The organism is Paenibacillus sp. FSL H7-0943 (genome assembly GCF_037963265.1).
Taxonomy (GTDB): Bacteria; Bacillota; Bacilli; order Paenibacillales; family Paenibacillaceae; genus Paenibacillus_AQ; species Paenibacillus_AQ odorifer.
Genome location: NZ_CP150148.1, coordinates 4570529 through 4596484, shown reverse-complemented (window position 1 = coordinate 4596484; position 25956 = coordinate 4570529). Strand labels below are relative to the sequence as shown.

Annotated in this window: 23 protein-coding genes and 1 tRNA gene; 18 read left to right on the top strand and 6 right to left on the bottom strand. The window is 44.9% G+C overall.

Annotation, left to right across the window (positions count from 1 at the left end; all coding sequences use genetic code 11):
- Nucleotides 1-286: 286 nt before the first annotated feature.
- Nucleotides 287-439: a hypothetical protein gene (locus NSQ55_RS20130; RefSeq protein WP_175617299.1), complete on the bottom strand. Its 153-nt coding sequence runs from the start codon at nucleotides 437-439 to the stop codon at nucleotides 287-289.
- Between the two features lie 145 nt (nucleotides 440-584).
- Here NSQ55_RS20130 and NSQ55_RS20125 point away from each other — a divergent pair, with 145 nt between their 5' ends.
- The 4 genes from NSQ55_RS20125 to NSQ55_RS20110 all read left to right on the top strand — a co-directional run bounded on the left by NSQ55_RS20125 (nucleotide 585) and on the right by NSQ55_RS20110 (nucleotide 4514).
- The gene (locus NSQ55_RS20125) at nucleotides 585-1043 is read left to right on the top strand and encodes a hypothetical protein (protein WP_339168800.1); all 459 of its coding nucleotides are present in this window, start codon (nucleotides 585-587) and stop codon (nucleotides 1041-1043) included.
- 24 nt (nucleotides 1044-1067) lie between these two features.
- On the top strand, nucleotides 1068-1439 hold the full coding sequence (locus tag NSQ55_RS20120) for a hypothetical protein (RefSeq protein ID WP_339168797.1): 372 nt from the start codon (nucleotides 1068-1070) through the stop codon (nucleotides 1437-1439).
- An 80-nt stretch (nucleotides 1440-1519) separates the two neighbouring features.
- The gene (locus NSQ55_RS20115) at nucleotides 1520-3484 is read left to right on the top strand and encodes a WG repeat-containing protein (RefSeq protein WP_339168794.1); all 1965 of its coding nucleotides are present in this window, start codon (nucleotides 1520-1522) and stop codon (nucleotides 3482-3484) included.
- Nucleotides 3485-3797: 313 nt separating this feature from the next.
- Nucleotides 3798-4514 carry a CAP domain-containing protein gene (locus tag NSQ55_RS20110; RefSeq protein ID WP_036685704.1) on the top strand — a complete coding sequence of 239 codons (717 nt, stop codon included), beginning with the start codon at nucleotides 3798-3800 and terminating at the stop codon, nucleotides 4512-4514.
- Between the two features lie 133 nt (nucleotides 4515-4647).
- On the opposite strand, the gene NSQ55_RS20105 is transcribed toward NSQ55_RS20110, so the two are convergent.
- A tRNA-Lys gene (locus NSQ55_RS20105) sits at nucleotides 4648-4720 on the bottom strand.
- A gap of 239 nt (nucleotides 4721-4959) precedes the next feature.
- Here NSQ55_RS20105 and NSQ55_RS20100 point away from each other — a divergent pair.
- The 7 genes from NSQ55_RS20100 (at nucleotide 4960) to NSQ55_RS20070 (ending at nucleotide 13800) form a co-directional block, all read left to right on the top strand.
- A complete protein-coding gene (locus NSQ55_RS20100) occupies nucleotides 4960-5799 on the top strand; it encodes a GDSL-type esterase/lipase family protein (protein ID WP_339168790.1) in 840 nt (279 codons plus the stop codon).
- A 102-nt stretch (nucleotides 5800-5901) separates the two neighbouring features.
- Nucleotides 5902-6882 (top strand): ABC transporter ATP-binding protein, encoded by a 981-nt coding sequence (locus NSQ55_RS20095; protein WP_076183951.1) that lies wholly within the window; start codon nucleotides 5902-5904, stop codon nucleotides 6880-6882.
- On the top strand, nucleotides 6875-7864 hold the full coding sequence (locus NSQ55_RS20090; RefSeq protein ID WP_036685819.1) for an ABC transporter permease: 990 nt from the start codon (nucleotides 6875-6877) through the stop codon (nucleotides 7862-7864). The genes NSQ55_RS20095 and NSQ55_RS20090 overlap by 8 nt, the downstream gene beginning before the upstream one ends.
- Before the next feature lie 169 nt (nucleotides 7865-8033).
- Entirely contained in the window at nucleotides 8034-10016 is a 1983-nt protein-coding gene (gene parE / locus NSQ55_RS20085; RefSeq protein WP_076183949.1) for a DNA topoisomerase IV subunit B, read from the top strand.
- Between the two features lie 177 nt (nucleotides 10017-10193).
- Nucleotides 10194-12635 (top strand): DNA gyrase subunit A, encoded by a 2442-nt coding sequence (gyrA, locus tag NSQ55_RS20080; protein WP_339168788.1) that lies wholly within the window; start codon nucleotides 10194-10196, stop codon nucleotides 12633-12635.
- Between the two features lie 191 nt (nucleotides 12636-12826).
- Entirely contained in the window at nucleotides 12827-13258 is a 432-nt protein-coding gene (locus tag NSQ55_RS20075; protein WP_076127601.1) for a MarR family transcriptional regulator, read from the top strand.
- Entirely contained in the window at nucleotides 13255-13800 is a 546-nt protein-coding gene (locus NSQ55_RS20070) for a hypothetical protein (RefSeq protein WP_305954006.1), read from the top strand. Before NSQ55_RS20075 ends, NSQ55_RS20070 begins: the two co-directional genes overlap by 4 nt.
- A 786-nt stretch (nucleotides 13801-14586) precedes the next feature.
- On the opposite strand, the gene NSQ55_RS20065 is transcribed toward NSQ55_RS20070, so the two are convergent.
- Together NSQ55_RS20065 and NSQ55_RS20060 are read right to left on the bottom strand one after the other, a co-directional pair.
- On the bottom strand, nucleotides 14587-15333 hold the full coding sequence (locus tag NSQ55_RS20065) for an RluA family pseudouridine synthase (RefSeq protein WP_339168785.1): 747 nt from the start codon (nucleotides 15331-15333) through the stop codon (nucleotides 14587-14589).
- 3 nt (nucleotides 15334-15336) lie between these two features.
- On the bottom strand, nucleotides 15337-16200 hold the full coding sequence (locus NSQ55_RS20060) for a class I SAM-dependent methyltransferase (RefSeq protein ID WP_036685718.1): 864 nt from the start codon (nucleotides 16198-16200) through the stop codon (nucleotides 15337-15339).
- 231 nt (nucleotides 16201-16431) lie between these two features.
- Between NSQ55_RS20060 and NSQ55_RS20055 the strand changes: the two genes are divergently transcribed.
- The 4 genes from NSQ55_RS20055 (at nucleotide 16432) to NSQ55_RS20040 (ending at nucleotide 19106) form a co-directional block, all read left to right on the top strand.
- Complete coding sequence (locus NSQ55_RS20055; RefSeq protein WP_076304048.1) at nucleotides 16432-17262, top strand: helix-turn-helix domain-containing protein; 831 nt, start codon at nucleotides 16432-16434, stop codon at nucleotides 17260-17262.
- Nucleotides 17263-17347: 85 nt separating this feature from the next.
- The gene (locus NSQ55_RS20050) at nucleotides 17348-17713 is read left to right on the top strand and encodes a VOC family protein (RefSeq protein ID WP_248548511.1); all 366 of its coding nucleotides are present in this window, start codon (nucleotides 17348-17350) and stop codon (nucleotides 17711-17713) included.
- 171 nt (nucleotides 17714-17884) lie between these two features.
- Entirely contained in the window at nucleotides 17885-18337 is a 453-nt protein-coding gene (locus NSQ55_RS20045; RefSeq protein ID WP_076219230.1) for a flavodoxin, read from the top strand.
- A 1-nt stretch (nucleotide 18338) separates the two neighbouring features.
- Complete coding sequence (locus tag NSQ55_RS20040; protein ID WP_076308378.1) at nucleotides 18339-19106, top strand: hypothetical protein; 768 nt, start codon at nucleotides 18339-18341, stop codon at nucleotides 19104-19106.
- Between the two features lie 94 nt (nucleotides 19107-19200).
- On the opposite strand, the gene NSQ55_RS20035 is transcribed toward NSQ55_RS20040, so the two are convergent.
- Complete coding sequence (locus NSQ55_RS20035; protein WP_076127613.1) at nucleotides 19201-20046, bottom strand: GNAT family N-acetyltransferase; 846 nt, start codon at nucleotides 20044-20046, stop codon at nucleotides 19201-19203.
- An 81-nt stretch (nucleotides 20047-20127) separates the two neighbouring features.
- Nucleotides 20128-20421, bottom strand: a complete 294-nt coding sequence (locus NSQ55_RS20030; RefSeq protein WP_076308376.1) for a GNAT family N-acetyltransferase — start codon at nucleotides 20419-20421, stop codon at nucleotides 20128-20130.
- Nucleotides 20422-22037: 1616 nt separating this feature from the next.
- Here NSQ55_RS20030 and NSQ55_RS20025 point away from each other — a divergent pair.
- The 3 genes from NSQ55_RS20025 to NSQ55_RS20015 all read left to right on the top strand — a co-directional run bounded on the left by NSQ55_RS20025 (nucleotide 22038) and on the right by NSQ55_RS20015 (nucleotide 25941).
- The gene (locus NSQ55_RS20025) at nucleotides 22038-22940 is read left to right on the top strand and encodes a winged helix-turn-helix domain-containing protein (protein ID WP_280753037.1); all 903 of its coding nucleotides are present in this window, start codon (nucleotides 22038-22040) and stop codon (nucleotides 22938-22940) included.
- A gap of 234 nt (nucleotides 22941-23174) precedes the next feature.
- A complete protein-coding gene (locus NSQ55_RS20020) occupies nucleotides 23175-24923 on the top strand; it encodes an ABC transporter substrate-binding protein (protein WP_339168761.1) in 1749 nt (582 codons plus the stop codon).
- A 64-nt stretch (nucleotides 24924-24987) separates the two neighbouring features.
- Complete coding sequence (locus tag NSQ55_RS20015; protein WP_339168758.1) at nucleotides 24988-25941, top strand: ABC transporter permease; 954 nt, start codon at nucleotides 24988-24990, stop codon at nucleotides 25939-25941.
- Nucleotides 25942-25956 lie beyond the last annotated feature (15 nt).

The following is a 25956-nucleotide window of genomic DNA, read 5'->3' as shown; positions in this document are numbered from 1 at the left end:
AACGCTTTTTGGTTTGTCCATTTCGCTTGCGGATATAAGCAACTCGTAAGAATCAGTTCATAAGTACCAATTCATAAGTACTGAACGTCGCCCCCTTGCTCCTCGCATAGGAAAACTACGCACGAGCACGAAAACTACCCACTAAAATGCCACCACGACTAAACAGCGCCAGCAACACTAACATCAACATTACTTACCACCACCAACTTCAATCAACATTGCCACCCCTGCTCCATCAAATCTAATATTGCACCAATAGGACTTACTCCACCCGATAGTTACACCATCACCGCCACGGAACATCTACAGCATCATTACCATCACCAATTAATATCATCAATACAAACACGGCTATTAAGCTCCACTCAACATCATCAGGATCAACACCGCTATCACCGCCACAAATCAATATCAGCAGCAATAACACTACCATCGCCATCAGGAGCACCACGAAAACACATCATATTCATCATAGCTCACCAACAATATCAACAAACTAATATTAGTAACAGAACAGAATCACCATGAGGTGAAAGAACGGTATAAATCCCGCAGAATTGGCTGAAACGAGCTATGTGTGGCGAATGAACGGTATAAATCCCGTAGAACTAGCCGACCTGAGCTATGTGAGGAGAAAGAACGGTATAAATCCCGTAGAATTGGCTGAAACGAGCTACGTGGGGCGAAAGAACGGTATAAATCCCGTAGAATTGGCTGAAACGAGCTATGTGAGGAGAAAGAACGGTATAAATCCCGCAGAATTGGCTGAAACGAGCTACGTGGGGCGAAAGAACGGTATAAATCCCGTAGAATTGGCTGAAACGAGCTATGTGTGGCGAAAGAACGGTATAAATCCCGCAGAATTGGCTGAAACGAGCTATGTGTGGCGAATGAACGGTATAAATCCCGTAGAATTGGCTGTAACGAGCTACGTGGGGCGAAAGAACGGTATAAATCCCGTAGAATTGGCTGAAACGAGCTACGTGGGGCGAAAGAACGGTATAAATCCCGTAGAATTGGCTGAAACGAGCTACGTGAGGTGAAAGAACGGTATAAATCCCGCAGAATTGGCTGAAACGAGCTACGTGAGGCGAAAGAACGGTATAAATCCCGCAGAATTAGCTGAAACGAGCTACGGAGGAGGAAAGAGAGGTATTAATGCTCTAAAGTACGCCAAAACGAGCTACAGTGGAGGAAAGAGAGTCATTAATGCCCTAGAATACGCCGAAACGAGCAACGGAAGTGGAAAGAAAGGCATTAATGCCCTAGAATACGCCGAAACGAGCGACGGAGGAGGAAAGAGAGGCAAAAATGCCCTAGAATACACCAAAACGAGCGACGGAGGAGGAAAGAGAGTCATTAATGCCCTAGAATACGCCAAATCGAGCAACGGAAGTGGAAAGAGAGGCAAAAGTATCCTGGAATACGCCTCCCCCTAACCCCAAAGATCAAAAAGCACATAAACCAACGTTCTTCCATATTCTATAGGCAAATGCCTTTGTTAAAGGGGAGCGACTGGATGTTAAGGATTAGGTTGAATGAGCTGGGGAAAGGGAATGACAATGGTCTGATACAGGCGGATGTATGGAAATGGGATGGCATTGGCTGGAACGAATATATTACCCAGCAGGATGAGGATTTCATACGCACGGAAGAGGAGTTATTCGTCACGATTCCGGCAGAAGCGGGATTATATCGTGTAGATTACTCTAATAAGCCTTTTGAGGCGCCATACTTATTGCCGGAGTGGGTGGGGGACGATCTGCGGACCACGGGTCTGCATCCGGCGCCGTTTAATCTCAAAGAGGGCACACTTTGGGGATATATTAATGACGAGGGCCGTGTTCAGATTGAACCCCGGTACGAATATGCTGAGGATTTTCAGAAGAACGGTCTTGCCGTAGTTCAGCGAAAAAATAGCAGCGGGCTCATTGACAGCACTGGAAGAGAACGAGTGAAGCCGATCTATTCATTTATTGCGCCTTTTTCGGAAGAGCGCGCCGTAGTGTCGGATGCCAAGGGGTACACTTTTATTGATGAAAAAGGCAAAGAAGTGACGTCCGCCCGGTATGATTATTTGAACTCATTACATGAGGGGCGTGCACTATTTTCAAAACAAAATACGACCGGCGGCCAATCGCAATATGGATATGTGGACGCGCAAGGCAAAGAGGTGCTGCCCGCGATTTATGTAGATGCCAATGATTTTATGAACGGCGTGGCTTTGGTTAAAATCAAAGAAGGAGAGTATGCGCTCATCGATCCGGATGGGAACATTCTGCATACGTATAACCATCCTTTCGTTGGAAGTCCGGGAGAAGGTTTGCTAGCCTATCAAGCGACTGAAAACGGTAAATATGGCTATTTAAATACGGATGGTTCTGTAGCTATTCAGCCGCAATTCACCTCTGCTTTACCTTTTTCAGAGGGACGTGCGGTGGTGAATACCGCTGAAAATTATGGCAACGCCTACGGGCTGATTGATAAACAAGGAAAAATGATCATCCCGGCAAAATATTATGAAGTATTGCAGCTAGGTGAAGGCAGAGTAGCCATAGGAACGCCTGTATTCCCCAGCCAGCCTTATCGCGGATCACGTTACGTAATTGCAGATGCGGAAACGGGAGCGGTCCTGAGCAATCACACCCTGCTTGGCGTGAACAATTACCAGGAGGGATTGGCGTCTGTATTTGATGCTAAAGATACTTATTTTATCGATAGAAGTGGAAAAAAGGCAGCCCAGCCCCCAGTTATTCCAGGGGCAGGAACACTCACCCTTAGCGGACGTTTGATAAGAGCAGATGTAGATCAACGCACATCTTATTATGATCGGCAGGGAAAGCAGGTTTGGCGCCAAAATGGAGTCATTCCGCTGAGACCTCCCTATTCCGTAGTGGAGAAGAAATACAAACCGAACAGGGATTATCTGGTGTATTATCCGGTCGTTGAGGGGATTGCAAGTGCGGAAGTTTCGCGAGAGGTTAACGATAAGCTGCGCAAGCTATCCCTTGCTGAAGACGTTGGGAGTGGAGGGGTTTCCCAGGACTTTAGTTATAATGGTGATTTTTCAGTCTCTTTCTTCCGTAAAAACCTGCTGGTGCTGGAGCTGACCGGGTATCGTTTTCCTTTTGGAGCAGCACATGGAATGCCTACCAAAATCTATCCGCATATTAATTTGCGCAGCGGCAGGTTCTATAAGCTGGGGGACTTGTTCAAGCCGGGCAGCAGATATGTGGAGAAGCTCAGTAAAATTGTGGGCAAACAGATCGAGAACGATCCACAATATTCATATGTTTTTCCGGATACGTATAAAGGAATTACCTCGGATCAGCCCTTCTTTGTAGATAATGAAGCGTTGTATCTATATTTCGCACCTTATGAGATCGCTCCGTATTCTGCAGGTTTTCCAACCTTCCGGATTCCTTATGCGGAAATCATGGGATTGATCTCTACGGAGGGCGAGTTCTGGCAATCGTTTCATTAATCGTCAGGTATCCATAGGTTTGCTGAAGTTGCCGTCCTTTCGGGGAGGGCGACTTTTTTCGCTTTTTTTCGCTTTTTTTTCGCGCATAACAGGTAAAATGGTATTTTTAGGCAGGAAAACAGCGAAAGAAAGCGAATGTATCTAGGAATTGGAAATCTTACAGTCAAGACTATTATATGTAAAAAATTAGAAGCGCACATTTGAGAGATTTATGCTACAATGACTGAGGAACAAATTACAACTTTGTAACATTTGTAGATGGTCACTCTAGGCAGAAGCATATATTACACGCAAGAAAAAAGGAGATGGCAGATTGAAGAACAAGACATTAAAAGCAATCATCGGTGGTAGCGTGGCAGCTGTTATGGCACTTAGTATTTCTCTTCCATTGGAAGCAAATGCGGCATCGAATGAATCGACAGTAACAATAAAAGGCACAAGTTATGAGCAAATATTACAATATTTTAAACAAGCTAATCTTGAGGGATTCCCTTTTTCGAATAGCACAATCGTGGTAACTAAGCCGCAAACTGGAACAGTACCAAACAAAGACAACACGACCACAACTACAACTACAAAACCGGTTACAAAGCCAGCAGACACAACTACTGTAACTAAGCCAACTGATAATACAACTACAACAGGTGCTGTGAGCAATAAAGGAACCTATGTTCAGCAAATCGTAACGCTGGTAAACAAAGAACGTGCAGCAGCTGGTTTGTCACCTGTAGCTGGATTGGACAGCCTGCACAAAGTTGCCGCTACAAAAGCTACAGATATGCGTTCGAATAACTATTTCTCACATACTTCACCTACGTATGGTTCACCTTTTGATATGATGAAATCCTTTGGCATCACTTATAAAGCCGCAGGTGAGAACATCGCAATGGGACAAAAAACACCAGAAGAAGTAATGAAGGCATGGATGAATAGTCCAGGTCACCGCGCTAATATTTTGAATGCTAACTTCAATTATATCGGTGTCGGTTATGATAATAATTACTGGGTTCAAGAGTTTATTGGTAAATAATACGCGTAGATGCTTCAGGAAGAAATCGTTCTCCGATGTAAGTCGGGGAGCGGTTTTTTTTGTGTGGTGAAGAATAAAAATGCAACAAAAAAAGAAGTAAGGAACTTGTCCTTACTTCTTCTGTCTAGCTCTATGGGTTATGCAGGGGTCGAACCTGCGACCTGCCGATTAAGAGTCGGCTGCTCTACCAGCTAAGCTAATAACCCGTAATGTCTAAAGAGTCAACGGTGAATATTATATAATGGCATTAATTAAAAAGCCAGTATTTTTTTATTTTCAAAAAAGTCCACACTCGTTCCTCGGCAAAAACACTGTAGCAGCGGGATTTTTTTCTTTGCTAGACATTTGCAAAACTTGTATGGAAGAATTATGTTTATGTAACATAGTTAAGATCTTTGTAAATTGTGGAACAATACATAATAGAACGGCATACGGAGGGATAGCTTTGAAGGATTCGAAATGGACATGGCGCAGCGTCAGCTTGATTTCCATAGTAACAACTATAGTTTTGATGGTTGGTTTAGTTTATGCGGTTAAAGATATTATCTATCCGGTCGGAGAGGTTACCGAGAGCAGCTTGCCTCAGCAAACAGCCGCACCGGTGACGGAGACTGTCAAGCTCCTCAAAATTGTTGCGCTCGGGGATTCGCTTACCAAGGGGACCGGTGATAACACCGGAGAAGGGTTTGTTAAGCGTGCGCTTACTGGTTTATCCGCAAAAGGTGTCACAGTAGACTTTTTAGGCAATATGGGGATTAACGGGTTGACTACTGCGGGGCTGTTAAGCAAACTGAACGAAGATGGTGTGGAGTATGCCTTGCGCATGTCGAATGTTGTTTTGCTATCCGTCGGAGGAAATGATCTGTTTAAGGATTCGGATATTCTTGAGAATAATGGGGCGCAACAGGGCAACACAACTTCATCAACCTCGGGGCAGGAGCTGACTCCAGAGTCTTTATTAGCCGCTCTGCCAGAAGCAGCAGCTAGACTGGAGAAGATTCTCGATAAAATCTCACAGATCAATCCGAATGCGCAAGTTTACTATATGGGGCTGTATAATCCCTTTGGCGATATTCCAGAATTACTGGCACCAGGCAATCAAGCGGTAACGAAGTGGAATAATACGGCAATGGATATTATTAATGAGCATAGCAACATGACCTTGGTTCCTACGTTTGACTTGTTTAACAGACATTTGGACAAGTATCTATCCACCGATCATTTTCATCCTAATGGTGATGGCTATCAGCGAATCGGAGAACGGTTCATACAGGCTGTGCAGTAGTATATAGGTGAGTGTTAAATTTTGCAGTAAGATCATGTAGGTAAATGCCCTTTGAGCAAGTACAAACCGAGAAAATGACAGTCACAAGGAGCTAAATTAAATATGACAAAAGCGAATAGTGAAGACTCCGGCACAGTCGTCTTGTCTGTGGACGGGGTACGTAAAAAAATAGGACGAAAATGGATTATTGATGATGTCACTTTCGATGTGAGAGAAGGGGAAATCTTTGGCTTTCTCGGGCCTAATGGCGCTGGGAAGACGACCACGATCCGCATGCTTGTGGATTTGATTCGACCTACTGAGGGCAAGATTACAGTATGTGGGTACAATGTGAACCGAAATCCGGAAAAAGCATTGCAATATGTAGGGTCTATCGTTGAGAATCCTGAGGTGTATACCTATTTGACCGGATGGGAGAATTTGCAGCATTTTGCCCGGATGCAGCCTGGCGTAGACAATGAACGTATTAGCGAAGTGGTCGATATTGTTCGATTAGATCAGAGGATACATGATAAGGTAAGTACATACTCGCTTGGGATGAGACAACGATTAGGCATTGCGCAGGCGCTGTTGGGACGTCCACGGCTGCTTATTTTGGACGAGCCGACGAATGGACTTGACCCTAAAGGCATTAAAGAGCTGCGAGAATTCATTCGCAAGCTGGCGGATGAAGGGCTGGCGGTGTTCGTATCCAGCCATCTGCTTAGTGAAATTCAGCTTCTTTGCGACCGTGTAGCGATTATTAGTAAAGGGCGTGTATTGGCAGTAGGTGCGGTAGATGAGCTGATCGCTCGTAATTCGCCGTATGTACTTTGGGAGCTGGAGCCTTTTGCTGAGGCCCGGGAAATGCTGGCTGATCGTTCAGATATTCAAATTCAGAAACTGGAAGACGTCACATTGGATGACTCAATTATTGCCGGGATGGGCCCCAATTCTTTAATAACGATCATGGATCAGGATCTGATCCCCGAGATTGTGGCCGTAATGGTTACTGCTGAAATTGAGGTGAGAGCTGTGCATAAAATTAATCCGACACTGGAACAGCTATTCTTGAAACTAACGGAGGGTGAGAATGTTGAGTAACTTGCTTCCGCTAATCCGTAATGAGTGCTTGAAGATTATAAAAAAGAAACGGTTTTATGTTATACTGCTGATTCTGATTGTACTGGTGCCTATGTTCACCTATGCACAGATGCGTTCAGCCGAACGGAGTCGGGAGAAATTTAATTCCGATTGGCGGCTTGAGATCCAGCAGCAGATTATCGATAATCAAAATTCACTGGGCAGTGACCGGATTCCAGAGGAATGGAAGACTTATCGGCGAATATTTGTACAACAGCTTCAGTATTATCTTCACCATGACGTTAATCCGAATGAACCTAGCGGGGTTACCTTTACCCGAGAATTTATGGATAATTCGGTTACATTATTTATTCCATTGCTCATTATGGCGGTGGCCTCAGATTTGGTCTCGGCCGAAAGGACAACTGGAACTATCAAAATGCTGTTGACTAGGCCGGTCAAGCGTTGGAAGGTGCTTTTTAGCAAAATGACAGCACTGCTAATGTTTGTCTCGCTTATCGTACTTTCCACATTTGCAATCAGTTACTTTATCTCTGGTCTCGCCTTTGGTTTTAAAGGTTTTAATATTCCTGTTTTTACAGGCTTTAAAATCAGTGGTGATTCGCTAGATATGTCTACTGTACATGCAGTGCCCCAGTGGAAATATATGCTTATGCAAGGTGGTTTGATTTGGTTCGTCAGCGTAGTGGTTGCACTGCTCGCGTTCATGATCTCGGTGCTTGTTCGCAGTACTGCGGCGAGTATAGTAGTTATGATGGCAGCGCTGATTGCAGGTAGTATACTGACCAATATGGCCTCTGCCTGGACAACAGCGAAATATTTATTTATGGTAAATCTTGGACTGACCAGCTATTTGTCTGGTACTCCCGCCCCCATTGAAGGGATGTCCTTGTCATTTTCCATGGCTGTGCTGGCAGTATGGGGGGCCGCTTCGGTGATCATTTCATTCGCCGTCTTTACGAAAAGGGATATTTTGAATTAGAATGAACAAAGTGACCAAAACGTTTGTTTGCATTTCTTAGAAATATAGGAGAGTATAATTTCACGTTATATTCTATCCTTAGGTTTTTGGCAGTAACGGATACCGTTCTTAACATAAAGGACGGCCAAGCCGTTTCTTCTTAGTATAGAGAAAAGAAGGAGGAGCATGAATGCTCGAACAGATCGATATGTTTGCTGAAGTTTCTAATAACGGCGAGAATGGCCGTACTGGATACGATGCTGACGACATTCAAGTGCTCGAAGGTCTGGTTGCAGTACGCAAACGACCTGGCATGTATATCGGCAGTACGAGTTCTTCAGGACTACATCATTTAGTATGGGAAATCGTAGATAATGCCGTAGATGAGCATTTAGCCAAGTATTGTACAAAGATTGACATACTGCTTCGCAAGGATGGCTCGATAACCGTTAGCGATAATGGACGGGGGATCCCAACTGGAATGCATAAGACAGGGGTACCTACCCCGCAAGTTGTATTTACAATTTTGCATGCGGGCGGTAAGTTCGGTGGATCGGGTTATAAAAAATCAGGCGGTTTGCATGGCGTAGGGGCTTCTGTCACAAACGCTTTGTCTGAATGGCTCGAAGTAGAGATTTATCGTGAGGGCAAAATCCATCGGCAGCGGTTTGAGTACTGGGTGGACAAGAAGGGCAAGGAGCATGTTGGCGAACCTGTAACTGGTCTTGAAGTTCTGGGTAACACCAATAAAACGGGTTCGAAAATTACTTTCAAGCCAGATATTCGTGTCTTCCCAAATGGAATTGCTCTGAATTATGACACGCTGGCAGAGCGGGTTCAGGAGATTGCTTTTCTGAATTCCGGTTTGCGTATTACACTGCAAGATGAGCGGAGCAACCGTCAGGATGAGTTCTTTTATGAAGGTGGAGCCAGTCAATTTGTGCAGTTCCTCAACGAAGGTAAGGATGTTCTCCATGATGTTATCCATTTCAGTGCAGAAAAGGATGATATCGAGGTAGAAGTAGCTCTGCAATACAACGGAGGCTACACAGAAACCTTGGCTTCCTTCGTAAACTCCATTCCAACTCGCAGCGGGGGCACACATGAGACCGGCTTTAAAACTGCGTACACTCGTGTATTAAATGAATATGCCCGCCGCACGCAATTGCTTAAAGAAAAAGATAAAAACCTGGAAGGTAATGATCTGCGGGAAGGCATGATGGCTGTTATCAGTGTAAAAATGTCCGAGGTTGAATTTGTTGGACAGACGAAGGATCAGCTTGGCAGTGCTTCCGCCCGTAGTGCAGTAGATTATATCGTTTCTGAAAATATGGCGCGTTTCTTGGAAGAAAATCCACAAGTTGCGCAGAGCCTGCTGAAGAAATCGATTCAAGCGTCGAAAGCCCGGGAAGCGGCACGTAAAGCCCGCGATGAGATCCGCACAGGCAAGAAACGCAGCGAAAGCTCGAATCTTGGCGGTAAGCTGTCTCCTGCACAATCAAAGGACGTTACACGTACGGAGCTGTTTATCGTGGAAGGTGATTCCGCCGGTGGTTCGGCTAAGCAAGGCCGTGACTCTAAGATTCAAGCGATATTGCCGCTAAAAGGTAAACCGATGAATCCGGAGAAAGCTAAGCTGCTGGACATCCTGAAGAACGACGAGTATAAAGCAATTATTTCTACAATAGGTGCTGGAATTGGTCCGGATTTCACCGTCGAAGACAGCAATTATTCTAAAATTATCATTATGACCGATGCCGATACCGATGGAGCGCATATTCAGGTGCTGCTGCTGACATTTTTCTATCGTTATATGAAGCCTTTATTAGATGCAGGTAAGGTCTTTATCGCTCAGCCTCCACTTTATAAGTTGACCCGCAAAACGGGTAAGCTGGAGACTGTAAGGTATGCCTGGAGTGATGAAGAGCTGCAAAATTACTTAAAGGAATTCGGCAAAAACTTCGAGCTTCAGCGTTATAAAGGATTGGGCGAGATGAACCCCGATCAGCTGTGGGAGACCACGATGAATCCAGAGTCGCGTACGCTGCTTCAGGTACAGATTGAGGATGCTGCTAAGGCGGAGCGCCGTGTTTCAACACTTATGGGTGACAAAGTCGATCCACGTAAACGCTGGATTGTTGAAAATGTCGATTTCACCGAAATTGTAGAGTAATGTCAGTGCTGCAAGTGACGATAATCCCGATTTTCTAAGAGCTTGGTGATTTATGGGACCTAGGGGATTTTGGAACTGTAGGAGCGATAGTGCCCAGAATTCCAAAAAGCTCTGAAGTACCTGAGAATCACCACACTATTTTAAAACGGGCAGTTTGAGGAACAGAAGGTGAGCAAAGTGAGTAGTTTATCAGAACAATTTTTGCCGGCATTTCTGGAAGAGGTCGTCGGTGACCGCTTTGGTCGGTATTCCAAATATATTATTCAGGACCGGGCAATCCCCGATGTCCGTGATGGACTTAAACCCGTGCAGCGCCGGATTCTTTATGCGATGTACGACTCCGGCAACACCCCTGACAAGCCATACCGCAAGTCAGCCAAAACTGTCGGAGATGTAATGGGTAATTACCATCCACATGGTGACTCCTCTATTTACGATGGTATGGTACGTATGGCACAGCCTTGGAAGATGGGGCATGTGCTAGTTGACGGTCACGGCAACTGGGGCTCCATGGACGATGACCCAGCTGCGGCAATGCGTTATACAGAAGCACGGCTGTCTCCCATTGCAATGGAGATGATGCGTGATATCGAGAAGCGGACGGTCTTGTTTAAAGATAACTTTGACAATACGGCCAAAGAGCCTGTTGTGGTTCCTTCCCGGTATCCGAATCTGCTCGTAAATGGCACGAGTGGGATTTCTGCGGGTTTTGCTACTGAAATTCCGCCACATAATCTGCGTGAAGTAATTGACGCTTGTATCGCAGTGATGCAGAAGCCAAATATTGAGCTGGAAGAAATTATGACCTTCATGAAAGGTCCGGATTTCCCTACAGGCGGCACAATCATGGGCGGAGACGGCATCATGGATGCTTACCGCACAGGTAAAGGCCGTATTTACCTGCGCTCCAAAACAGAGATTGAGAATATGCGGGGCGGCAAGCAGCAAATCGTGATCACGGAAGTTCCATTCCAGATTGTAAAATCACGGTTGGTTACTTCCATGGAGAATATTCGGCTGGAGAAAAAGATCGATGGCATTGCCGAGGTTCGTGATGAGAGCGGCCGTGAGGGACTGCGGATTGTAGTCGAACTCAAAAAAGAGGCTGATGCTCAAGGCGTGTTGGCGTATCTGCTCAAAAAAACCGATCTTCAAATTACCTATAACTTCAATATGGTTGCTATTGTTAACAAAGCACCTCAGCAGCTTGGTCTAAAAGCCATCCTGGAAGCTTATATCGCGCATCAGCGTGAAGTTGTGACTCATCGCACCCAGTTCGATCTGGAACGCGCTGAAGACCGTGCTCATGTCTTAGAGGGCTTAGTTAAAGCACTGAACATCCTGGATGAGGTTATCGCTGCGATCAAAGCTTCGAAAAATCGTCAGGATGCTCAGAACAATCTCGTATGGATGTTCGGCTTCAGTGAACGCCAAGCCGATTCGATCCTTACTTTGCAATTGTATCGTCTGACCAATCTGGAGATCACTTCACTCCAGAAAGAATTAGATGAAATGATGGCAAAGATTACACATCTGCGCGGTATTTTGGATAGCGACAAAAAGCTAGTTGCTGTAATTCGTAAGGAACTGCTGGAGATTCGCGACAAATACGGCATTGATCGCCGTTCTCTGATCCAAGGCGAAGTCGAGGAGCTCAAGGTTAGCCTTGAAGCGCTGGTCAACGCGGAGGATGTGCTCGTTGCTCTTTCAGCAGATGGATATATTAAGCGGACTAGTATGCTTTCCTTCACCCGTTCTGGTGGGGAGCGTCATACCTCAGGCGTCAAAGAAGGCGATCATATCGTCAGGCTGCTGGATGTAAATACCCGTGACAGTCTGCTGGTATTTACCCGCAAGGGGCAATACTTCTTGCTTCCTGTGCACCAGATTCCGGAGTTTAAATGGAAAGAGCCTGGTACAGCAATTGTGAATGTTATTGGATTGTCTAAAGGAGATGGAATCGTTAGTGTGATTCCGGTGAATAATCTAGATGATCCGCAGCAGAGCCTTGTGTTTGTCACCCGTCGGGGTCAGGTGAAGCGTACAGAGCTCAAGGAATACTCTACAAGCCGTTCTGGAGCTGTAGCGGCCTGTAAGGTAGCCGAGGGTGATGAGATCATTACAGTGGCTTCTAGTACGAATGACAAGGACATTGTGCTGGTCACCCGTGAGGGAATGAGTATCCGATTCCATGAGAATGAGGTTAACCCTATGGGGCGCGTTGCATCCGGTGTAAGAGGAATTCAGCTGCGCGAGGGCGACGAGGTGATTTCCTGCTTCTGGGTCAGCGAAGATGAAGGCGAAATCCTTGCCATTTCTGATATTGGTTATGCGAAACGTTCATTACTTGTGGATTATCCATCACAAAGCCGTGGTGGCAAAGGAATGCCAACCTTCGAATTCAAGGAAGGCAAACGAATACGTCCAAATGGCAGCAGGTTAGCAGGGGCTTTCTATTGCAAGGAGCCATTAGAACTGAATGCCGTTACCCGTGAGAATGCCCACTATACGTTCTCCTCTGAATCAGCGCCGCTGGGCGAGCGTCGTTCTACAGGCAAACAGATTGTAGCTGTGGAGAAAAAGGATGAGATCATAAATCTTTTCCCATCAGTTCATTAAAACTAGCGATTAACAAGTGATTTTATAACGGCGTTTAGTCCGCTCTTTTGGAGGGTTGACTAAGCGTCGTTTTTTATTTTTTTATGCTGAAGGTCCGGCAGATTTATTTTTCTTCGTTTGCAGGAAATGGAAGTTGTTTCGCGAAAATGTAGATATACCGGATAGAACCGCGAGGAAAGGAAGGAATAAGTGTGCATGCTTCTGAATTCAGTAAAATTTGGCATAAGATTTTAAAAGATTATAAATTACATATGGACAGTAATCTTGCTCCAACGCTGACGGATGCCCAACTTACTGTACTTGAACTGCTTCAGGAACGCGACGCCATGAAGCCTTCTGATCTGGCTCCACATTTGGCGACCAGTCCTGCAGCGGTTACGATGTTACTTGATCGGATGGAGAAACATGAGCTTATTGTGCGGGAAAGAGATGCTTCGGACCGGCGGATTGTATGGGTGAGTATAACGGAGACTGGAATGGAAGAAACTGCACGGGGTCTAAAGATCCGCAGTGATTTTTTTGCGGAAGCGCTTGATCCGATCTCCTCTCATAACCAACAGTTACTGCTCTACTTAATGGGCAAAATGGTTGTTACAACTACACCGGAGGGTTCTACACCTTGAAGCAAATAGCTTGGCTGTATCACTACTATGATGAATCTACAGGTCCATTTCAAAATCTGTCTGATCTGCCATCCCAAGAAGCGGAACAGGTTCTGAATGATCTACGTCAGCGTAATAAAGGTTTTGCGAGTAAGCGTTCAGCAGATTATCTAGATATTCGCCGGGGTCTTGAAGCAAAGGCCAGGGAATTATTTATAATAAAAGGTGGTAAGCCTTCTAGAGCCTGTCCGCATTATATGACGCTGGGAGAATGTCCGTGGTTATTAGACTGGTATCCTAGAGGTAAAAGCCTGCAAATTACTATTGAGCAGTTTGATCCTGCTTCGATCAGTTTCACTTACGGGGATTTGTTTCCTACTATGAGATATAAAGATGGCAAACCTTATCGCAATCAAGTTTATACATGGGACGAGATTATAGATGTAATCGATAAATTCGGTATGCCACAGGAATGGAATGCCAATGGTGACAAGGGACCTGAACGATATATTGAGGTTCAAATTTGGGATGATAAGCCTTTAATAAATATGATAGGGTATTAGATTTGGATCTACACCCATTTAGAATATATGTATAAAGAGCCGATGGAAGCAATGCGGAAAATGTTGAAGAAGATAGAGGCGTTTAGAAGAATTAGATGAATGTAGAAATATATAGAAATATATAGATATATATAGAAGTATATAGAAACATTTAGAAGCGTTTGAAAGTATATATAGGTATTTAGTGGCATCTAGAAGTAAGAGAAACATGTAGAGGTATCTAAATGTATTTAGTTGTATTTTGTACAGCTATTATTTGTAAATTACTCGAGCATTGAGATATAACTGTATTTTATACAACTATTTTCTTGATTTACTTCTCTTTTTACAGTTTCCCTGATTTTTAATTGTAAAGAGTACACTTAAAATCCGATCTATTGCTTTTTTATTCGGAATAAGTGTATAGAGTGCAGTTATCTTACTTTCATTTCAGATTCCAACTAGGATCCACTGCTGATCCACTGCTGATCAACTACTGATCAACTGCTGATCCACCGCTAAACAGAGCGGTGGATCGTTAGCTAAGTTCAGGCTGGAAGGTGGAAGGAATGTTTAATCTCGAAGGGATTTTTAATCTCAAAGGGATATTCAATGCCCGGCTGGAATAATCGGACTAAGCATTCGTGCGGAGCTAGGAAGAACACTCCAACGTGGACCCTCTTCCCATAGTCTCTGATCAAGTAGCAGACGCAGAACCAAAAACAAGGCAGTGATTCTCCACTAACCGGAGAATCACTGCCTTGTTTTAAATAACAGGGTTTGTTTCATTGCCTAAAAAGGGCTGCTTCAGGACAGCCCTTCTTGTAGTGTTTCACGCGGCCACAGATCCCAAGGATGGGTTTGTGGGGGCAGAGAGATGAGTTCCACTTCTTCTTTAGTAACAGGGTGAGGGAATCCTACAAGTGCTGACCATAACGCAATTTGTTGCCCCGGTCTGTTCACTGAAGCCCCGTACTTCTGATCACCGTATAATGGACAGCCGATCGAACTCAGCTGCACCCGAATTTGGTGGGAACGCCCTGTAAGTAAATCAATCTTAAGCAGGCTGTATCCTTCTGCACTGTCAAGCACTGTGTAATCCAGAATTGCTTCCTTGCCGCCGGGAGTTCCTTTTCGAACCACGGTGACGGTGTTACTCTTTGCGTCTTTAAGAAGCGTATCTGTAAGACGGCCACGAGTGGCTGGCGGTTTACCATGCACGACTGTTAAATACACCTTATGAAAGCCGTGAGTACGGACACTCTCGGATAGTCTTGAAGCCGCTTTGGAAGTCTTGGCAAAAATCATTGCGCCCCCAACCGGTCGATCCAAACGGTGGACCAGACCTATATAGACGTTGCCGGGTTTGTTGAAACGTTCCTTCACATCTTCTTTCAGCAGGTTCAGCAGGTCAGGATCGCCTGTTACATCCTCCTGAACAGGAATATTCACGGGTTTTACAATCCCTAGAAGATGGTTGTCTTCGTACAAGACTTCAAATCGTTGCGATCCGCCGCTTACAGCCTCATTGTTGCCGGAACTATGCTGTGTCATGGCTTACGCCTCCCAGCGACCCAGGATACCACATGGCAGGTTCATGCCGGAGGAGGTGATCGGAAGACCAATTTCGCCGGAGGTAAGTTTTCCGCCATAACGTTTGCCCATGGTCATGGACAACATGTTGCGCAGTACAGTTGGAGAAATTCCAGTGGTGTAGGAATTAATGAGCATGAACAATGGGTTGTCGCTCATAATTTCCATACAGCTCTCAAGGAAAGGGTACAAGCTTGATTCAAGCTTCCACATTTCTCCACCAGGTCCTCTTCCGTAAGAAGGAGGGTCCATAATAATCGCGTCATATTTGCTGCCGCGGCGTTGTTCACGTTGTACGAACTTGAATACATCATCCGTGATAAAACGCACTGGACGTTCTCCAAGACCAGACAGCTGAACGTTTTCTTTCGCCCACTGCACCATACCTTTGGCTGCATCCACGTGAACGACAGACGCACCGGCACTCGCCGCTGCCACAGTAGCTCCACCTGTGTAAGCAAAAAGATTCAGCACTGAGATTGGACGGTTAGCCGCTGCAATCTTGTCCATCATCCAGCTCCAGTTGGCTGCTTGTTCCGGGAATAGTCCTGTATGCTTGAAGTTTGTAGGACGTAAGTGGAATTTTAATTTACCATAGCTAATCTTCCAATCGTCTGGAATGGTTTTTTTCATTTCCCATTGTCCGCCACCAGCGGAGGAACGGTGATAATGTCCGTGCACATCACGCCATTTAGCGGTCTCATTATTTAGAGGCCAAATAATCTGTGGATCAGGACGACGCAAGATAATATCGCCCCAGCGTTCGAGCTTCTCTCCACCGCCTGTATCAATTACTTCATAGTCTTTCCAATCGCTCGCTATATACATGATTTAATCCATCCTTCAAAAAAATTCATTTAGCCTTTATTGTACAACATTTCACCTGATTGCTACAAACAAATTACGCCTCAGCCAGCTTCACCAATTATTTTGTCCAATGCTAATGAGGTGTATAATATTCCCATGCTTATGCGGCTATTCAACTGGTGCTTCATGACTTGATTGTGTATGATCAGATAGTAGAGTTCTTACCCTATTTACGATCGGAGAACTAAAGCTATGTTCAATCTCTCACCGCTGTATTTCCCTATAACTGCAAAACCCAACCACACTAGTGAGTTTCTGCCCAGCCATGCCTTGCAGCCGTTTATTCGCTGTTTTTGGGGTTCTGTAGATGTGGAGTCTATACAACAACCTGAGACGGAGACAATAATTCCGGACACCTGTATGGATATTATTTGGGATTTGGATAGAGAATCAGGCAATACAAACACTTTTTTCTCCGGCATCAATGACACTCCATTTGAAGTCTCCTCAGACAGAAAGCCAGGGGGGAGTTCAACCTTTGGTATCCGATTTCATTTCTGGGCGGTTCATTTTTTTGCAGATGATCATCTGCGGAATGTCTTGAACGCACATGTCGATGTAGAACAATATTTTGGCACTTTTAAAAAAGAGCTTGGTCATCTATTGGAGAAAGTAAACTCGATGGACGAAAGGATTGCAGCCGCTGAAGCCTATCTGCTTCGTCGTCTTGAGCGTAGAGGGCGGACTAACGATCGGATGATGAACGCAGTCTATACTATGGTTAAACAAAAAGGGATTGTGACCGCAGAGGATTTGGAGACCAGTTCTAATTTAAGCAGACGACAACTTGAACGGCTTTTTCAAGAATATATAGGTGTATCGCCCAAAAAAACAGCAGATCTCGTGCGGTTTCAGAATGTATGGCGGGAGATGTGTCATTTACCTGGGCAGACGAAGAATATGCAGGATCTTATTTTCGCGTATGGTTACAGTCACCAGTCCCATTTTATCAATAATTTCAAAAAATATGCAGGAAGAACCCCACTTGAAGCCTTGGTCTATGCAGACCGAAGAATGTCGTAATTTTGCAATACAAAGCGTGTCAACCTTGTTAGACTAAACCCAAGTAAGAAATGAGACATATTATGAGAATGAGAGGGGACAAGTTATGATTTCGTCTTTTGAAGGGACTAACATTTACACTAAAGATACTGCGGTGTCAGCTAAATTTTATACGGAGGTACTAGGAATTCCTATGCCTTTCGAAGGTTACGGTAATTTCGACGGGGCAAAGCTTGGCTTTGGCAAGAAACAGCCGGGAATTATTATTTGGGATGCTGCAAAGTGGGAAAATCTTACGACAGGTTTTGTTAATTTAGTATTCGGCTGTGATAATCTGGATGAGACATACAAGCAGTTGAAAGCTAAGGGACTGGATTGTCAGCCACCTGTTACGATGGAATATGGCGGTAAAGAAATGAATTTTCGTGATCCTGATGGGAATCACATAACCTTGCTGGAAGGTGCTTATTAAGCTTCTTTTTAAGAAAAATGAGACGGAGCGCAAACCTCAACCGTGTGTAATAACGGGGAGTTTGCGTTTTTTTAACTTTATTTATTGACAATGATAATCATTATCAAATAGAATGAGGTGAAGCGTATATGATTTAAATTTAAGGTGTTAGTAGGGGAGGAACAGGAGTTTATGGCTAGAGTGCTTGTGGCATATGCTAGTTTAACTGGCAACACTGAGGAAATGGCTGAATTGATTGTAGAAGGAATACGCCAAGCAGGCGGTGAGGCTGTTTTGAAGTCAGTCACTGAATGTAATGCGATTGAGATAAAATCATATGAAGGCGTTCTGCTAGGGGCATACACTTGGGGAGACGGAGAGTTGCCGGATGAATCTCTTGATTTCTATGAGGAGATGGATGAACTTGATTTGACTGCTATGAAGTCAGCAGTTTTTGGTAGTGGAGATACAGGCTACGCCATTTATTGTGGGGCAGTGGATGTTATCGAGGAGAAGCTAAAGGAGCGTGGAGCAGTCATTTTGCAAGATAGCCTAAAGATTGAGTATGGCCCTAATGCTGCCGAAAAAGAAGCCTGCCGTCAATTCGGACGTCAATTCATCGAAGCCTGTATGGCGGTAACCTAAGATGGGTGGGCCAGTGGGAAGTTGGTTTAACAAACCAAGGGATGTACATACCCCTCCGTATAAACGGCTGCACGATTATCGCATGGAGCATATTATGCTGGGCGGGACTGAGAATTTAGCTAGCGGAGCTCCAGCGACGGGGCTCCCACGCTGGCGTCAGCAGGTTCAATATGCTGTGGGGCATACACTTAATGACTTCTATAGTCTGTTGCCGGAAGTGCGAAGAGAGACACCTATACAATTTCTGTTAGAACGCCGGTGGCCTCCTAGGGGAGATGCTTTTCCCTCCCTTTTGCAATATTGGGATATCAAAACGAGTGTAGCTGATGAGCTTATGCGTATCGTTTCAAGCAATCATCTACAGGAGATTCCAGTGATGTTATATGAACAGTGGCATGTTCCAGTTCCAGCGCTGAATTTGGAGTTATCGATGATTACGCAGCTGGCTTGGAACTCTTCAAAAAGTTGCCGAAGCGTGAACATTCAGAAATTTATGGTTAATGGCAATGAGGATATCATCACTGGATTTATGCATATGGCCAATGTTTTTTGCCATCATGCTTATGGTGAGCCAGCGGAGACCGTGGAAGTTTTCTCGCTGCTGGATGGACGTAAATACTGCTTTGATGGAGAGGCAATCTCGATTATGGAGTCACTGGATTATGTGCGTCTGTTATCCGTATTTCTTGAGCGTGAAGTGTTAGCTGACGGTTCCTTAAGCTGCAGCGATCGTAGAAATGAGAGAGGCGAAGCGGATTATTTACTATAATAAATAGACCTCCTTATCTGCAGGTTAGAACACCAGCAAGTAAGGAGGTCTTATTGTGACTGCTTTATTAAAATCTCAAGAGTAGGTCTGGGGATTAGCCGATATATCGGTAATAATCCTGTTTATTCTGAATGACAAAGCCGCAGCTCTCATACAGCTTAAGTGCATTGGGATTATCCAGTGCGACCTCCAGATTTACACCATTATAATTTTTGCGCTCTCGTTCGATGGTCTGAAGAAGGGCGCTGCGGCCAATGCCAAGCCCACGTAGCTTTTTGTCGACTGTAAATCCATAGATCCAGGATTCATTATCTTCAGTCCACACTCGCATCTTCCCAACAGGCCTGCCGTCCATCTCGATCATAATATTCTCTTGCATACCTTCCTGTTTGTGCAACTCATACTGCTCTGCAGCATCTTCTGTCTTCATATCAAAACCTCCACAATCCAGTTCGACCAGAATGTGTGCCTCTTCTTCACGAGCTGGCCGTAAGACGACAGTCCCTGTTGCTGAGCTGACATCAGATGACACCATGGAATTGCCATCCCATTTCATTTGATATTCAGCGTGATTGAACTGCAGAGGCAAGGTTTGCAGGAAAGCAGTTCCAGATGAAGAAGCGGCGGGTGCATTTAGAAGAAGAGTAGAGACTTTATTGCGCTTGATTATGGTTTGTGCTCGGTTCCACAGAGAGGTGAAGATTCCGCGTCGACGGTAGCCTGGCCGAACCATGCCACAGACCTCCATATCGCTTCCAAAACCATAGAGTCCCAAGAAACCGACCAGTAATTCGTCCTCATAAGTCACGAGCCATTCCGTATCACCTGCGCTTGATGGCTGGCGGAGCATATCCCAATTCAGTTTTAATGAAATTCCTTCATATTGCTCACAGCGTTGTTGTAATTCCTCAATATTCTTAAAAGTGTCGGCAGTCGTCAAACCCGTTTCCCCCTAAAGTGTATTTGAACTATTATAAGTTCGCATAGTTACTAAAAAAGCTTCGCGGAAACGGGAGCAGGTTTAAGCTCTCCCGCCAGTATTCCCGCTCAGCACGTCTTTGTACTCCGGGTGCTTCTCGAATTGATGCGCAGCATAGGAGCACACGGGTACAATTTTTAAATTCTCATTCCGAGCCTTGTCCACAACAGCACGTACAAGCTCTTGTCCAGTACCTTGACCGCGCAGTTCTTCGGAGACACGAGTGTGGTCAATGACCAATTCCCCGGTTCCTTTATCCAAACTGTATGTGATTTCGGCAAGGTCCTTACCGTCATTAGCAACAAAAAAACGTCCGTTTTCATTTTGAATTTGCATCTTATGGCTTCACTCCTAATTAGTTATTGCCTATATTTTACTACCATGAATTGCAAAAAGCGAGGAGCGAACCAGATTGATTGTTCTTCGGGCTGATTGTTGTTTTCCTTGTTACCCGAGGATCGCTGCACTGCATTTTTGTTCATGTGGGCAACATGGCTATAGCAGAATATGAGCAAGTGAGAGTTAACTAACCTCGAGTATTTGTTTTGGTAAGCTGAAAACTGGGAACGCTGGGAATGCTGGGAACGCTGGGAACACTGGGAATGCTGGGAACGCTGGGAACGCTGGGAACGCTGGGATCGCTGGGAACGCTGGAATGCTGGGAATGCTGGGAACGCTAGGAACGCTGGAATCCCGGAACCTCAGAACGCTGGAACCATGGAACCCCCGAACCCTTAACTCTCGCTTGTCCTAATCTCTGCGGAATCTAACGGACCCAATTGACGCTATTTGCACATTTTTAGTCATTTGTGCAAAGTTTCGGACCCCAGTGCAGCTATTCCTTTGGAATAGGCGCGAAATAGGCATTTTTAATGCCCATAGCGCCTATGGAGTCCGATAACATGCTGAAAATGGGATAATACTGCGAATACGGTCAACTGTGTCCGATAGCGTAGGATCCTAATCCGCCGCAGAAGCTTACGGACCAGAGTCCTAATCCCCCGCTGATGCTTACGGTCCAGAATCCTAATTCCCCACTGATGCTTAGGGACCCAGCAGACGCTATTTGCACATATTTAGCCTTTTGAGCAAAGTTTCGGACCCCAGTGCAGCTATTCCTTTGGAATAGGCACGAAATAGGCATTTATAGTGTCAATAGCGCCTATGGAGTCCGATAGCACACAAAAAAGGGGATAATACTGCGAATAAGGTCCACTGTGTCCGATGGAAGAGTATCCTAATCTCCCGCAGGAGCTTACGGACCCAATAGACGTTATTTGCACAAGGTCAACTGACCGATGGAACAAAATCCTAAACCTCCGTAGAACCTCTCGGACCCAGCAGACGCTATTCGCACATATTTAGCCTTTTGAGTAAAGTTTCGGACCCCAGTGCAGCTATTCCTTTGGAATAGGCACGAAATAGGCATTTATAGTGTCAATAGCGCCTATGGAGTCCGATAGCATGCTGAAAATGGGATAATACTGCGAATAAGGTCAACTGTGTCCGATAGCGTAGGATCCTAATCCCCCGCTGATGCTTATGGACCAGAGTCCTAATTTCCCACTGATGTTTACGGACCCAGCAGACGCTATTAGCACAAGGTCAACTGTGTCCGATAGAGCTGAGTCTTGATCTCCCGCAGGAGATTACGGACCCAGCAGACGCTATTAGCATAAGGTCAACTGTGTCCGATAGCGCAGAGTCCTGATCTCGCGCTGAAGCCTACGGCAGACGCCATTAGCACAAGCTCAGTTGTGTCCGATAGCACCCACGCTCGCGGAAATGACAGCTAAACCAGCGTGCAATGCAGAGAATTCGGTGCTGAAATAGCAGCTAATGAATTTTTATGCACTCCCGTTTATAGAGTAGCTTGCGTATTCTCAGGATAATACAATAAGATTAAGAGAATATCTCACTACTGAAAAGAACCGCTAGCAGGAGGAATCATTGTGGAATACAAGGTTGAGGTTGAATTTGGATCGATTTATGAATTGTTGAACAGCTTACATACTTATCTCTGCAAAAAATCCTATAAGAAGATTGATTTAGGGGTAGCGTGGGCTAATGAAATTGAAAGCACGCTCAGTGAAGAGCTGTTATCCCGTTTGAAAGAAACCGAACTAAACAATGAGTGGAAAATGTTGAATCTGCTCATTTACTGTTGTCCATTTAAAGATGATGTAGACAGTGTGTTGAACTGGATTGAAGGGTTATCGGTTGGCGAGTTATATGAGACCTTATCAAAATATGTAAAGGTATTTCCAAGCCATATGGAGGATTACCGTAACCGCGTAGTATTTTTACTCTCCGAGTGGAACCGCCAGTACTTTAGCCAATGCAATCCTGCGATTTTGAGCAAACTGCAGCAGCATGCGGATTCCAAGAACATGGAGCTTAATGGACTGGACACTGCGGATTTCGTGAACAAGACGACCAACGGATTTTACTTCATGCCTACGGATGGGCTTAAGAAGCTCGTACTGATTCCACAGTATCATTTTCAGCCTGCTAATATTATCTATTGCTACGGTGAATTAACGATCTGCCATTATGCGGCGTGGATATCGATGGAGAATGAGGAACTCTCCCCTTTTATGTACAGAGCGATCCGTAGTCTGAGTGAAAAAAGCCGGCTAAAAATCCTCCAAGCCCTTAGTGGTGGCCGTAAGACGTTTACCGAAATTGTTAAGCATGCGGGGATCTCGAAGGGGATTGTGCATGATCATATTTTTAATCTTCGTTGTGCAGGTTTACTTCATGCCTATATTGAAGGGGAGAATGTCACCGGATACAGTCTGCGTCTTGAAGGCATTCATCGGATGAATGAGCAGCTATTCGAGTATTTGAAATAATGATTTTTAAAAAATATAACCGCCTGAAAGCCAGGACTTCTCTTATGCAGAGAGAGTTTTGGCTTTTTTTATTTATTTTAATTATCGCCTAATTCTGTTTATGGAGAATTTTTTTGAAGTTCTCTCTTTACAGAACTAGAAAACCTTTCTATAATGAACATCAGATGTTATTCATACTTAACGGGTAGGAATTATAGTTATTATTCTATTCAGAGAGAAAAGGGAGATAGGTACATGAGAAAAAATGCGATTGTAATCACTTCATTACTGCTTACGGGGTCACTGTTACTTTCTGCTTGCGCTAACAACAGTAATAACGAATCCTCATCCGCAAACAATGCGGCTGCAGGCTCCAATTCAACCAATGTGGAAGCAACCACTGCACCAGAGATTGTTCCTGCGGGTGCTCTAAGCGAACCTTTTACTGCCACGGATTTATCCAAACTTCCAGCGGTGGCCCAAAAACGTACAGATACCATTATCGTCGGACTTACGGACCCAAGCGGAGCGTTCACTCCTTATTTTCAACAAAGTGGTTATGATGGCAATGTCTCTTCACTGCTATACGCATCTCTCGTAACTGTTGATGACAAAGGCGTTCCAACGCCGGAACTTGCGGAGAGCTGGGATGTTTCGGATGATCAGCTTACATACACGTTCCACTTGAGAAAAGATTTGAAATTCAGCGACGGTTCACCGTTAACAGCGGATGATGTGGCATTTACATGGACGATCCAATACGACAAATCGTATGATGGTAGCTCCCAGCTTCCATCGCTAAATGTTAAAGGCGGCAAAGCCTATAAGGAAGGTACATCCCCTACAGTTGAGGGCATTAAAGTAATTGATCCACAGACGATCTCAGCAACCCTTGAGCAACCAAACGCAACGGCGCTGGTACAGCTCGGCTCGAATGTACTGTCGAAAGCTTACTATGGCAAGGACTATAAAATTGGAAATCTTGAATACATTAAAAAGCTGCATGAGAAGCCACTTGGCGATGGACCTTACAAGCTGGAAAAATTTATTCCAGGTCAAGAAGTGCGTTTTGTAGCGAATGAGAATTATTTCAAAGGTAAACCAAAGACGGAGCATTTCATCTACAAAACTACGGAAGGCGACGTATGGCAGTTCGTAGAAACTGGTGAAGTGGACTACGCTTCCTTTAGTGCGACAGACGAGAATATCGAGAAGCTGAAAGCACTCGGTTTTGTGAATATTATTCCTTACACTCCAAGTACCTATGGTTACTTGCAAGTTAACCTGAAGCATGAGCAGCTCAAGGATAAGCTTGTACGTCAAGCTATTGTGTACGGTTTGGATCGTCAGAGTATTTATGTGGATGCAGCACAAGGTGCAGGTTCTATTGCCAACATCCCGGCATCCCCTATCTCTTGGTCTTACACGGAGGAAGGTATTAATCCTTACAAATATGATCCGGAAAAAGCAAAACAATTACTCGATGAAGCTGGCTGGACGGTAGGCGCGGGGGGTATCCGTGAAAAAGATGGCAAACCGCTGTCCATCCATTACCTCGGTTCGAAGAGTAAAAACACAGATATTTTCATCGCTGTAGCTAAAGAGAATTTTGAAGCGCTGGGTATCGAATTCCAGCCTGAGGTTTTCGCAGACTTTAACTCACTGGTATCGAAAGTAGAAGGTGGGGACTACGATCTCGTATCCTTCTCCACAAGCATGTTGACTGATCCGTCTGACGGGTTCATGCAATTCTTCGATGGAGAAATCACGGATTATGACAATCCGAAATTCCTGGAGCTGTACAACAAAGCCTTGGCCACTACTGATATTGAGGCGCGCAAAGTGGTATATAAAGAGCTGTATCAGCTTTTCAATGATGAACTGCCTATTATTTTTACAAGTTATAAAAAGACAGTATACGCCTATAACGGACGTATTGAGAATCTCTCGGTCAGCCCGTTCATCGGTCTTGCTGGCAGTCTGCCAACTTGGAGCCTGAAATAAATAAACCAGTGTCCCCTGCCCTGACTGGATTCAAGGGCAGGGGACGAATCATAAGGAGTCTGTCATGAGCGCTTATTTATCGAAAAGACTGTTGTACATGGTCATCATCTTATTTGCGGCATCATTATTGATCTTCTGTCTGTATGCTTCAACTCCCGGTGACTTCATAACCGGAAATATTAAATTGACCGCTGAACGCAAAGCTGAGCTGCGTGAAATCTACGGCTTAAACAAGCCTGTGCTTGAACGGTATGGGATCTGGATGAAGAATGCGCTGCATGGTGATTTCGGGTATTCCTTAGCCCAACAAAAGCCTGTGCTGCAGCTTTTTAATGATTATATTTGGAATTCCTTTCTGCTGGCTGCCGTATCTACGTTTCTGACGTGGGTGATTGCGGTCATTATTGGCGTCATCTCTGCCTATAAGCAGTATTCATGGTTCGATACACTCGTGATGATCGCTATATTCGCAGCCATGTCGCTGCCGTCATTTTTTATAGGCTTATTCCTGATCAAAATCCTGGCCGTCGATCTCAAGTGGCTGCCTCCAGGTGGAATAATCACCACGGGTAGTAATGCTACGAGTTTGGCTTACTTTAAGGAGATAGTAACGCACATGACCCTTCCGGTTGTGGTTATGACCCTTCTGGGATTAGGTTCGCTCACCCGTTATTTTCGCAGCAATATGATCGATGTCTTAAAACAGGATTATATCCGTACGGCACGCGCCAAAGGCCTGAAAGAACGCAAGGTGCTCTTTACACACGCCTTACGTAATGCCTTGCTGCCCGCAATTACACTGGTTGGTTTTGAGCTTCCGGCACTATTTGGCGGATCACTTATTATTGAGAAAATATTCAATTGGCCTGGGATTGGCCAACTGTATATGCAGTCCTTCGGACTAAGGGATTATCCTTTACTGATGGGCTTTACGATGTTTATTGCCATACTTACCGTCATAGGAACGTTGCTTTCGGATGTTTTGTACCGGATTGCCGATCCTAGAGTTCGGCTATAGAGAGGAGGAAGCTGA